Consider the following 11,819-nt stretch of genomic DNA (forward strand, 5'->3'; position numbering starts at 1 on the left):
GCTCTCGAGCAGATGGGAACCGCGGCCGATCGACCCATGCCCGCCCCTCCGCCGCCAGACGTCCCACCCACAGCGGGACCCTCCGAACCGCTTTTGGCAGGGGCACTCGACGCCCTGGTCGGGGCCGTCTCAGAGCTCTGGCAGTCCCTCGACGTGCTGGCCTGCAAGCAGGCCGCTGAAGAGGTGCAGTCTCCGTTTCCGACGCTCAACCACTGCCTGAAGACCGGGCTGAACGTGTACGACGGGCACGTCGATCCCACCGCCCTCGACCTCTGGATACCCCGGTCTGAAGAGGTCGCTGGCGCGCTCTCCCGCCAGATCTCGCGCTTTGCCGCGCTCCATCCGGAAGCGCCTGCCCTCCTCGTCGAGACCGCCGCCGCCCTCGTCACCGACGTCTCGACGGGACTTGGAGCGATGCGGGTGTACCGTGAAGCGGGAGATCCGGTGGCGCTGCTCGACGGGCTGCGCCTTGTGCGCCACGGCAGCGAGCGGCTGTGCGGCGTGCTCGAAGCCATCGACCGCGCTGTTCGGGCGTCGGCGACCTGGTCAGCGCTGCCCGCCCTCGACGAGCTGTGCCGCGCCTTGCAGACGCACGCCGGAGACGCGATCGTGGGCGACTGCCTCGACTCGACCGAGAACCTCCTGCGCTTTCACGAGACCCAGTGCAAGGCGCTGCGCGCCTTGCCGCTCTCGTACACGGTGACCGAGCAGATCGTCGAAGCCGAGGCCGCCGTGGCCCGTGCGCGTGCGTGCTTCGAAGCGCTGCAAGACGGCGCGAGAGATGCCGCGTCGCTGCGGACGCTCTGCGACGCGTTCCATGCCACGCAGGCCGCGCGCGACGCCTGCGTCTCGCGGCTCGAGCGCGAGATGGACAGTGCCGCGCTGTCGTCTCATCTCGAGGAGCTGAAGGAGCTCTCAGGCCGCTTCCTGCTCGGCGCCATCAGCGAACCCCTGCTCCGCGAGCGCGTGGTTGCGTGGCTGAAAGACCACGCGATGCTCGAGATGCAGGTGCGCGAAGCGGCGCGATCAGCCCTGGGAAGCGACGCCGCCGAGCTTCTCGCCCTGCTGCATCAGCAAGGCGAGGGCATCGAGGAGACCACCCGCTTCTTCCGAGACGGTGATCCCCGTCATCTCTCTGAGGGCTTCCGCCGCATGGAAGAGCCCCTCGCGGGCCTGGCTGCGATGCGTGAGCGCGTCGTGCGCGCCCTGCGTCCCGCAACGGGGGTGGCGGCCGAGATCCGGTGCTTTGGCTGCGACGCCCCCAACGACGCCCGACGCACCCACTGCGCCGCCTGCGGGGTGGCGCTGCCGGCCATCGCCCGCGCCCTCGCCTCCACCGCGGACGAAGCGGTGTCCGGCGGCCCCGTTCCTCGCAATCTCTGGCGCATCCAGCGCGTGGTTGAGGCCTACGAGCAGCACCAGGCATCCCCAGCCGACATCCAGTATGAGGCAGCCCTCTATCTCGGCCGCCTCGGACACATCCGCCGCGATTTCGAGCGTCGGTTCGTCCCTCGGCTGCGTTCGGAGCGCAACCCCGCGCTGATCAACATGGCCCGTGACTTCTACGAATCGCTCACCGACCTGCAGAGCGGCCTTCTCGAGCTGCTGGCCTTCGGAGACCATCTCCGTCCCGACAGCCTGTATCGCGGCCTGCAGTCGTGCACCGACGCGGGGCAGTCGATGCAGGGCGCACAGGCACGCATCGAGGAGGTCCTGGAACTGCTGTGAGACGCATCGCCATGACGGGAGCCCAGGGTCTGGTGGGGAGCGCGCTTCGATCGCGTCTCACCGACGCTGGCTGTCAGGTCACCGGGCTCACGAGAAGCGCCCGTCCAGGGGCGCTGACATGGAACCCACACGGTTCGTGGGACGCCTCCCCTCTCGAGGGGTTTGACGCAGTGGTTCACCTGGCCGGGGAATCGGTGGCGCAGCCCTGGACGTCGGCGCGCAAGCAGGCCATCATGGAGAGCCGCAGCGCGGGAACCGCATCGCTGTGCAGGGCGCTGGCGGGACTCGCGCATCCGCCGCCCACGCTCATCTGCGCCTCTGCCATCGGCCTGTACGGGGACCGCGGCGATACCCTCCTCGACGAGCAGAGCGGTTCCGGCGAAGGCTTCCTCGCCGAGGTGGTGAAGGCGTGGGAGGCTGCCGCGGAACCCGCGCGAGAGGCGGGACTTCGCGTGGTTCACCTGCGCCTCGGAGTCGTGCTCTCACCCCGCGGCGGCGCGCTCACCAAGATGCTGGGGCCCTTCCGTGCCGGTCTCGGGGGTCCCGTGGGCGGCGGCGGCCAGTACATGAGCTGGATCAGCCTCGATGACGCGACGCGGGCCTTCGAGTTCGTGCTCGAGAACGATGAGACCCGAGGCGCCTACAACCTCGTCAGTCCCTCTCCCGTGACCAATGGCGCCTTCACCGCCGCACTGGGGCGCGCCTTGCGTCGACCGGCCTGCATCCCGCTTCCGCGCCTGGCGGTGAGCACCCTGTTCGGTCAGATGGGGCGCGAGGTGCTGCTGTTCAGCCAGCGGGTCTCTTCTGCGCGGCTGTCTGCAGCGGGTTTCGATTTCAACGACACGCAGATCGACGACACCCTGCGGCGCATCCTCGCGTCGCCGTGAGGCCTGGCCCGAAAGGGGCCGTGTCGATCAGGCAGGCGCACCTTCCGTGGGGGCGCAGATGTAGCAGAGAAGAGCGATCTGCAGCACGACGGGGTCGATCCGCTCTCGCCCCAGCAACCCGCCGAACACGCGCTGCGACCACGATGCGCGCTGTGACGCGAGCGCTTGCTGCGCGGCCCTCACCGCCGCCTGGCACGTGAAGCCCGCGAGCTCGGTGTACACCCCAGCCCCCTCGAGCACATCATAGGCTGCGCGCAACGAGTTCACCCGAACCTCAGCGGGCTGCTCTGTGCTGGCGGGGGCAAGGTGCGCGCGCCGCGACCAGTACGCGGCGATGAGCTGATCTCGAAGCCGGGTTGCCGCGCCGTGGCTCACCTCGAAGCGATCGGCCATGGCAAAGTAGAGGCGCTCCTCCTCCTTGGTGAACTTTCCATCAGCGCAGGCCAGCACGAGAGCGATGGACAGCGCGGGTCTCACCCAGGCAGGTCGGGAAGCAAAGATCGCGGTGTCGAAAGGCGCGGTGCGTCCGGCTTCGAAGCCGCTTGCAACGGCCCGATCCGGCAGAACGGCCTCGGTGGACTCGCGCAGGCTCAGCAGGCCCACCTCAGACGGCAAGACGCGCACGAAGACGCGCTCGAGCACCTTGATGACATCCCGGCGGTGCGATGGTTCCTGAACGGCAAGCATGGTCGCGGGTGCGCGCCACAGTGGAGCGAGGTCGCGCACAGCCAGCGCGAGCAGCGGCTGGAAGAGCTCGTCGGCTCTCGCCGCAGGATCGGCGCAGGTCTCGAGCGAGACGCCCCCCAGCTCGCCCGAAAGGTATTCGAAGCAGGCCTCCCCCACCGTGCGGAGGTCAGGCCGCGCAACTGACAGCCGTTCCGCGAGGCGCTTGATCACGTAGGCCGCCGGATCGGTCGCTGTGGCGTCGCCCTGCAGGCCAGCCATGTGAGCCGCCAGCAGGAGATCGGTCGGGGCCATGACGCGCAACGCCTCGAACATTACCAAACTGTAACGCGTCTGCCGATGATTTTGTTTCGGAGATGTCACAAATTATTTTAAGAACATGAGTTCGACCGAAAAGAACGTATGTTTCATGTCAAATACAGGCGCTCTCCACTGAAACAGGTGTTCGGAACCCCAAACACTCGTTCTCCACTGCCTTCTCCCCCTCAGGGAGGGTCAGCGCGCGAGCTGGTCTGAGACCTGGCGAATCGCGGTGTGCGTGAGGTTCCAGAGCAGCATGGCCGTGGTCACGGGGCCCACGCCTCCGGGAACAGGCGTGATGGCCGCTGCCCGCGGCGAGACGGAGGCGAAATCGACATCGCCCACCATCCTTCCCCCCTCGAAGTTGATGCCCACGTCGACCACCACGGCCCCCGAACGGATGTGATGCGCCTTCACCGTTCCGGGTCTTCCCACCGCGGCCACCACGATGTCAGCGCGCTGGGTCTCCGCGGCGAGGTCAGGGGTTCGCGAGTGGCACGTCACAACCGTGGCGTCACGCGCCAGGAGCAGTGCGGCAAGCGGCTTCCCCACGATGTTGCTGCGTCCGATCACAACGGCGCGCCGGCCGGCCAGCGCAACTTCGTAGTGGTCGAGAATCCGCAGAACCGCGGCGGGCGTCGCGGGAACGAGCCCAGGCCGGCCCAGCATGAGGAGCCCCATGCTCGCGCAGCCCATGCCCTCCACGTCCTTGTCGGCCGGTATCGCGTCGTACAGGCGCAGGAAGTCGATGCCGGGCGGAAGGGGCTGCTCGATCATCACGCCGTGCACGCCCTCGTCGGCGCCGATGGCGCGCACCCGCGCAATCACCGCCTCGGCGTCTCCCCCGAGCTCGGCCAGGGCGTGCACCTGGCAGCGCAGGCCGAGCTCAGCGCACGCCTTGGCCTTGCTCTCGGCGTAGGTGCGCGAGGCCGAGTCGCCACCCAGAAGCACCACCGCGAGACTGGGGGGAGATGGGCGCGTCCACCGCTGCGCAAGGGCCTCGACGATCTCGGCGCGAACGGCGCGCGCCACCACGTGACCGTCGAGCAGGCGCCCCGTCACGCCCTCCGGCAGCGCTGTCATGGGCGCAGCCACCCCTGCGCCCAGTGCAGCGCAATGCTCGCCACACGGGGAAAGGCGATCCAGACTGCCACCAGGGTGAGCATCGAGACCGCCGGGTTGCGCAGCTGCTCCTGCCAGCGCCGCGCCGCCTGCTCGGGCATGAGCAGCGTGAGCGCGGTTGCCCCGTCGAGCGGAGGCAGCGGGAGCATGTTGAGCACCGCGAGGATGACGTTCAGGTTGAACGCGATGAGCAGCATCTCGAGGGCAATGCTGGCATCGCTCGACCCTCCGAACCAGTGAAAGGCGAGCCCCGCGCGGATCATGACACCGGTCAGCACAGCCAGCATCCCGTTCGAGACCGGTCCAGCCAGGGCCATCCACGCCGCGCGATGGGGGTTTCGCAGCGCCCAGGCAGGGTCGAAGGGGGTGGAGGCCCACCCCATCATCGAGCCGTTCGGTGACATGAGGAACATGAGCCAGGGAACCAGCACCATGCCGAACGGCTCGCGGCGGATGTGCGGGATGGGATCGAGGGTGATCTGGCTCTCGGCGGTGACGTCGCCACCGAGACGGGCGGCCAGGGCATGCGCCGCTTCGTGGAGCACGGTGGAGAACAGGAAGATGACGTACCAGGCGATGCCGAACGCGATGCGAGAAGGTTCCACAGCGCGAGAGTTTCCCGTCTTGCAGCCTCCTCCCTGCGCGTCGGGAACAGGATGCCGATTCCCGACGTAAAAGATCTAGCCATGCGTCGCCGCCCAGCCCCCTTCGACAGAATCGGGGAGGTCGCCGCGGGCAGGAACTTCTCGACGAGGTGAGCAGGCTACAGGTGTTGGCATCGCAGCAGACGACCGGGCCCGCACGATGGGGAGGCGGCGCTCCGCTCTCCCCGGCGCCCCTCCAGGGCGCGGTCCGCGGCTTCCAGGCCTTCATGCGATCGCGCCCCGCGCGCGTGGCGCGCGACGCGTGGGGATTCTTCCCGCTCACCGCGGTGGGAACGGCATTCGTCGCTGTGGCCACCCTGGCGGGATGGTACCAGGGCGTGGCTCACCTCGACCTCATCGTGCTCATGGCCGCATTCGCCGTGCTGGTGGTGACGCTGCTCATGGCCGTTCTCACGGCGGCGGGATGGCTGCTGGTGCGCGGCGCGTTTCAGGCGCCGCTGCGCACCACCTCGACCACCCTCGAGGCGGAGACCCCCACCATCACGGGATATGCCGTCCAGCTCCCCGCGTGGATCCCGTGTCTCGACGTGTCGTGGTCCTGGGAGGCCGACGAGGAGACCTGCGCCGCCGACACCGCCGTTCACCGCGATGGCCGCGAGGCGTTCGAGGTGGTGTCGGTGCGCCGGCGCGGAACCTACAACGGCGTCACGCGACGCGTCCGGGTGCGCGACATCCTGGGTCTGGCGTGCATCACCTGGCGCGTTCGTGAGCCCCTCGACTTCCGCGTGCTCCCGCATCGGGGAAAGGTCGAGCAGGTGGTTCCCCTTCTGGGCTTCATCTCAGGTGACGACATCTCCGACCCTTACGGCGATCCCTGGGGAGACCGCGTCGACATGCGTCAGTACGGCCCCGGTGACTCGCCGCGCATGATCATGTGGAAGGTCTTCGCCCGCTCGCGCAAGCTCATGGTGCGCGTGCCGGAGCGAGCCATCGCGGCGCGGCCGCGCGGCTGCGGATACCTCGTCTCAGACCCGCTGCCCACGCCGCTCGATGAGCCCAGCGCGGGCGTGGCGCGGGTGCTCATCGAGCGAAACCTGCTCGGGGAAGGCTGGACCTTTGCCGCGGACGGCGCGGGCGCCCCCGCCAGCCGCATCGAAGATGCCCTCGACACCATCGCCCAGAGCGGCTCTGCCCACGGGCGCCTGTCCGGCTTCGCGGACTTCCTCAAGCGCGCAGACCAGGAAGGCTATGGCTACTGCGTGCTCTTCACGCCTCCCCGCCCCGGACCGTGGATCGACACCCTGCTCGAGGCGCTGCGCGCAACGCGGCTGCGCGTGCACGTCATGGTGGGCATGGACGGGGTTCGCCTCGAACGCGGTGCCAACGACGCCAAGCCCTCACTCGCCCGACGTCTGGTGATGCAGCCCGACCCCGTCGACGGCCCCACCCCGAGCGAGCTGGCAGAGACGCTGCGACGCGTGGGCGCCGCGGCGACCTCGGTCACCCTCGTCGATCGACGATCCGGCCAGATGTACAACGATCCGCTGGCCCTGCTCGGACGGACGGGGGGGCTGCGATGAAGAGCCTGGCCTGGCGCACCCTGCCCCTGCTGATCTGGGTGATCGCGGTGATCGCCCTGGGCCAGCAGCTCACCGTGCCCACCGCGACGCTCGCGGGCATCGCAGGCTGCGCCTGCGCCTTCTGGATCGGCGCCCGGCTGGCGGCCTCGCGCATCCGGCTCTGGGTGCCGTGGGCCTGCGCGCTGCCGTGTCAGGCATTTGTCGCCGCCTTGTCTGAGGCCGTGCGGGGAACAGACGCGGTGGCCGCGGCGGTGGGCCCGTCCGGGGCCTGGACGCTCTCGGCCATGGTGCTCTGGTTCGGGTCTGCCGCCCTCTGGGTCGGGCTCTTCCAGGCCACGAGCCGGCGCCTGCCTCCCTTCGTCGCGGTAGAGGCGGCGCTGGTGAGCCTCGTGGGCGCGGCCATCTTCGCGCAGCACCGCGAGGGGTTCCTCAACCGCCCGTTCTTCCTGGTCGATCCCCTCTGGGCGCAGGGCTACGATCCCCAGCCCTACTTCCTGGCCATCGGCGCCGTCATCGCGGCCGTGCTCGTCCTCCTCATGGCGAGCAAGAGCGCGGCGTCGTCGCGGCGCAGCCACGTGCTCGACGTGGCCCTGCTGGTGATCATGCTGCTCGCCATGTACACCCTCTTCCCCACCCGCGAGATCAAACATCTGCGCGACCTGCAGTCCGGCGGCCAGAGCAGTGACAAGAAGTCGGACGCCTCCCCTTCTCCCCCTCCGCCCAGGCAGCCTGGCGGTGGGCAGTCGAGCGGCTCTCCGGAGGAAGCCAGCGCCAGCCGCGATGGCGGCTCGAACGGCGCCGACATGCGCGACGAGGACTTCAGCCGCAAGAAGGACGCCGCCAAGCATGCCCAACCTGTCGCCGTGGTGCTCCTGCACGACGACTACACCCCGCCCGACGGGTTCTACTACTTCCGCCAGACGGTCTTCTCGCTCTACAACGGGCAGCGCCTCGTTCGCGACCAGGGCCAGCACGACCTCGATGTCGCCGACGCCTTCCCCGCCGAGCGCCCCATCACCGTCTCGAGCGCCGCCCCCCCTGCTGGCGTGGAGCGCCGCATCGAGACCACCGTTGCCATCATCACCTCGCACCCGCGCCCCTTCGGTCTCGTGTCTCCCACCGAGTTCCGCGCCGCAGACAACCCGGACGTGTCGCACTTCGAACGTGCCTACGAGGTGACCTCGAATGTGCTCACCCGCGGACTCCCCGAGATGCTCGACCGATCGGTAGGAGACCCGAGGTGGACGCCGGAGACCTTGAAGCACTACCTCTCGGCGCCCACCGATCCCCGCTATCAGCAGCTGGCGAGCCTCTGCGTCGAGAAGCTGCGCCCGGAGTTCCGCGACAAGCCACTGGCCCGCGCCATCGCGGTGAAGCTCTGGCTCGACCAGAACGGCACCTACGATCTGACCTCGAAGTACGAGCACAGCGCCGACCCCGTGGGAGATTTCCTGTTTGGTGACCGCGTCGGGTACTGCGTGTCGTTTGCCCACGCCGCCGCGGCGCTCTACCGAACGGTGGGGGTCCCGTCCCGGGTCGGCACGGGCTACGCCGTCGACGCGCGCTTCCGGGGACAGGGCTCATCGATTCTCATCCGCTCGAACGCCTCTCACGCGTGGCCCGAGATCTACCTGACCGACATCGGCTGGGTGCCCCTCGACATCTCCCCGGCGAAGAGCCTGGTAAAACCCGCCGAGATGCCGGACAGCGGACAGCAGGATCTCTTCGGAGGCCTGGCCCGCAAGAAGGGGCAGCGTCGCCAGCCCGATCGCTCGCCCCTGGCCAACGGCGATCTGCAGGAGCTGGTGCGTCGCGTCATCGTCGCGGCGCTGCGATCGGTGGCACTGGGCCTGGGCCTGCTGCTCGTGGCACTGTACGGAATGAAGATCTGGCGACGCCTCGAGCCCCGGTTCGCGCCCGACTCCCGCCTCCCGCTCGTGGCCTACCGCAGCGCCCTGTCGGTGCTGGCCGATCACGGCTATGTGCGACGTCACGGTGAGAGCCGCGAAGCGTTCGCGCGCGAGCTGACGTCGACGAGCCCCTCTCTCGCCCCCCTCACGCGTCTCCATCTCGAGCAGGCGCTGGGCCAGGGGCACGCCGTTCCCGCACGCGACGCATCGGTGGCCCTGTACGAGGCCGTGACGCGAGAGGTTGCGTCCGGCTCGACCCTGCGGCGCCGACTGCTGGCCTTGATCCATCCCCTGGGGTGGTGGTTCGTGCGATGACCACCACGCAATCACATCGACACGAGGAGAACCTGCGATGACCATGCCCCCCACCACTGCCGTGCATCCGCTCGACAAGGCCTACAGCGTACTGAAGCGGCTGCAGAACCGCCTGCGCGCGCAGGTGAAGGGGCGCGACGGTGTCATCGACCTCATCCTCATCAGCGTGCTCGCGGACGGTCACGTGCTGCTCGAGGACTATCCCGGCTCCGGCAAGACCACACTGGCCAAGGCCCTCGGAGACGCCATCGTCGACGACCTCCCGGACGACGAGATCTCGAGCTTCCGACGCGTGCAGTTCACGCCCGACCTGCTGCCCTCTGACATCACCGGCGTGAACGTGTTCGACGCCGATTCCGGCACGTTCCACTTCCGACGCGGCCCCATCTTCGCCTACATCGTCCTCGGAGACGAGATCAACCGCACCTCGCCGAAGGTGCAGGCCGCCATGCTCGAGGCGATGGCCGAGAAGCAGGTCACGGTGGACAACGTCTCCTATCCCCTCGACCCCCTGTTCCTCGTCATCGCGACGCAGAACCCGAGAGATCTGGCGGGCACCTATCCCCTCCCCGTCGCCCAGCTCGACCGCTTCCTCTTCAAGATCCGGATGGACTTCATCGAGCGCAACGCCGAGATCGAGGTGCTGGCGACGCGCAAGGCCCGTCAGCTCCCCATCGACGCGAACGCGCTGCCGCGCGTCGCGCGGGGTGAGGTGGTGGAGGCGCGCAAGCTGATCGAGGAGCACGTGCACGTGAGCGAGCACGTGCACGCCTGCCTGGTCGACGCCGCGCGGGCCCTGCGCGAGAGCCCCAAGGTCACGCAGGGCATCTCGACCCGCAGCCTGGTGCTCATGATCCCGGCGCTGCAGACCGCCGCGATGATGAGCCTGCGCGACTTCGTCTCGGCCGAGGATGTGCAGCGCCTGGCGCCCTATGTGTTTGCGCATCGCCTCGAGCTCGCCCCGGGCGCGGGCAGCCCTTTCGACGTGGTGACCGAGTGCCTGCGCGGCCCCATCGAGACGCTCAGCCGCGCCACGCTGACAAAGGCGTGATCGCGATGCGTCGAATCGCCCGGGTCGCCGCGGTCACGCTGATGATGCTGGGCCTCCTTGCGTCATCGCTCGTGGCCGCGCCCTCCAGGGGGGCGAACGCCTATCCGTACAAGACTGAGCTGATGGAAGGGCTGCGTCTCGTCGACGACGGCAAGTACGTCAAGGCCCGAGACCTGGCGGAGCGCTTTCTCGAGCAGGAGCCGGAATCGTTCCAGAGCTGGTTCCTCATGGGCATCGTGATGGAATATGCCGAGGGGAACCTGCCGCGCGCCTGGTACTACCTCTCGGGCGCGCGCCAGCGCATCGAGAAGCTGTACGGCGGACCCGAGATTCCCGCCGATGGCCCGTGGTGGGCGCACCTTCGCGTTCTGCTCACGCTTGCCGAGGTCGGCGGTCAGATGGAGAAGTTCGAGGAAGAGCTCGACCTGCTCGCCACCTACGATCGCCTGTACAAGCCATCGCACGCCGCATGGTATGCGTGGCCCCTCATGAAGCTGGGGCGCTATGAAGAGGCGCGCGCACGCATCGAGCAGGCGCTGCGCGAGCGCCCGAACGACGAGGCCAGCGTCACCGTCGCGTACAACTCCCTCGGCGCCGTCGAGGGCGAGCAGGGCAACATCGAGAAGGCCTACGAGATCTTCAGGGGGCTCATCGAGCGCGTGCGAACGCGAGGATGGTCGCTCGAGGCCACCTACTTCCACAATGCTGCCGAGCAGGCCATGCAGCTGCTGAAGTTCAGCGAGCAGGAGCAGCTGCTCATCGAAGGCACAAAGCACTTCGATGCCCACAGCTACACCAATCCCTACATCAGTCTCAGCATGCTGTACGTCTCTTCGGGCCGAATCGGCGAGGCTCTTGATTCGGTGAAGCGCATGCACGAGTGGTCGCACGCCAGCGAACCGCGCGTCGAGCAGCAGCACTGGAACGAGCAGCAGGAGGTCACCGCCTCGGCCCTTCTGGCGGCGGGCTATGACGGCGACGCGCTTGCGCTCATGCGGCGAACCCTGAACCGGCCAGACCGTCGCGGCACCAACAGCATGCATCAAGATCAGACCGAGATCGCCTCCCTGCTGCTGTATCGCGATCTGCTGCAGATGGAGGGCGAGCGCTACGCCGAGCACGCCGCATGGTCGACCTGGACCGAGTGGGTGCGGCTCCAGGCCGCCCGTCTCGACAACCAGCGTCAGCTCTGGACGGTGGCGTGCCGCGTCGCGTCGGTCATCATCGACAACCACCGCATCGAGTGGTCGACGCGACCCTATGCCATCGACTCGCGCGTCCCCGAGTTCGTGCGCCCCTCGCTGCACGCCGTGCTGGGGGCCGGCGTCGTGTCGGTGGAGGGGCGCCGCCTGCTCGAGCGAGACACGCCGGTGGGCGAGCGCGAGAAGCCCTACCTCCTCGCCCTCACGGGAGAGGCCGAGGCGGCACGGGGAGATCTGGCCTCTGCGGTCACGCGCCTCCGAGCCGCCCTGCAGGGCCTGCCGGTGAGCGAAGCCCTGCTGCGGGCACGGGCCACCGCCATCCTGGCCCGATGCCTCGAGCGCCAGGGCGATCTCGACGCGGCCATCGGCGAGTACCGCAAGACCCTCGAAAAGGCCCCCAATGTGCTTCGCGAGGTTGGCTGCGCGCTGCCCACC

Annotated in this window: 9 protein-coding genes; 6 read left to right on the forward strand and 3 right to left on the reverse strand. The window is 68.7% G+C overall.

What is annotated here, in order from left to right:
- The first annotated feature begins 93 nt into the window (after positions 1 to 93).
- Entirely contained in the window at positions 94 to 1,728 is a 1,635-nt protein-coding gene (locus EB084_10090; protein ID NDD28601.1) for a hypothetical protein, read from the forward strand.
- Positions 1,729 to 1,739: 11 nt separating this feature from the next.
- Positions 1,740 to 2,615, forward strand: a complete 876-nt coding sequence (locus EB084_10095; protein ID NDD28602.1) for a TIGR01777 family protein — start codon at positions 1,740 to 1,742, stop codon at positions 2,613 to 2,615.
- Positions 2,616 to 2,642: 27 nt separating this feature from the next.
- Here the strand turns inward: EB084_10095 and EB084_10100 are convergent, their stop codons facing one another.
- The 3 genes from EB084_10100 to EB084_10110 form a co-directional block, all read right to left on the reverse strand.
- Positions 2,643 to 3,614 (reverse strand): hypothetical protein, encoded by a 972-nt coding sequence (locus tag EB084_10100; GenBank protein NDD28603.1) that lies wholly within the window; start codon positions 3,612 to 3,614, stop codon positions 2,643 to 2,645.
- A 180-nt stretch (positions 3,615 to 3,794) separates the two neighbouring features.
- Entirely contained in the window at positions 3,795 to 4,682 is an 888-nt protein-coding gene (locus EB084_10105) for a bifunctional 5,10-methylenetetrahydrofolate dehydrogenase/5,10-methenyltetrahydrofolate cyclohydrolase (GenBank protein NDD28604.1), read from the reverse strand.
- Positions 4,679 to 5,326 (reverse strand): site-2 protease family protein, encoded by a 648-nt coding sequence (locus tag EB084_10110; GenBank protein NDD28605.1) that lies wholly within the window; start codon positions 5,324 to 5,326, stop codon positions 4,679 to 4,681. Before EB084_10110 ends, EB084_10105 begins: the two co-directional genes overlap by 4 nt.
- Positions 5,327 to 5,592: 266 nt before the next feature.
- Here EB084_10110 and EB084_10115 point away from each other — a divergent pair, with 266 nt between their 5' ends.
- The 4 genes from EB084_10115 to EB084_10130 form a co-directional block, all read left to right on the forward strand.
- Entirely contained in the window at positions 5,593 to 6,906 is a 1,314-nt protein-coding gene (locus EB084_10115; GenBank protein ID NDD28606.1) for a DUF58 domain-containing protein, read from the forward strand.
- Positions 6,903 to 9,131, forward strand: coding sequence for a hypothetical protein (locus EB084_10120; protein NDD28607.1), 2,229 nt, complete (start codon positions 6,903 to 6,905; stop codon positions 9,129 to 9,131). Before EB084_10115 ends, EB084_10120 begins: the two co-directional genes overlap by 4 nt.
- A gap of 37 nt (positions 9,132 to 9,168) precedes the next feature.
- The gene (locus tag EB084_10125; GenBank protein NDD28608.1) at positions 9,169 to 10,182 is read left to right on the forward strand and encodes a hypothetical protein; all 1,014 of its coding nucleotides are present in this window, start codon (positions 9,169 to 9,171) and stop codon (positions 10,180 to 10,182) included.
- On the forward strand, positions 10,179 to 11,819 hold a 1,641-nt coding region (locus tag EB084_10130), incomplete at its 3' end, for a tetratricopeptide repeat protein (protein NDD28609.1). The genes EB084_10125 and EB084_10130, both read left to right, overlap by 4 nt.

This window comes from Pseudomonadota bacterium (assembly GCA_010028905.1).
In the GTDB taxonomy this organism is placed as follows: domain Bacteria; phylum Vulcanimicrobiota; class Xenobia; order RGZZ01; family RGZZ01; genus RGZZ01.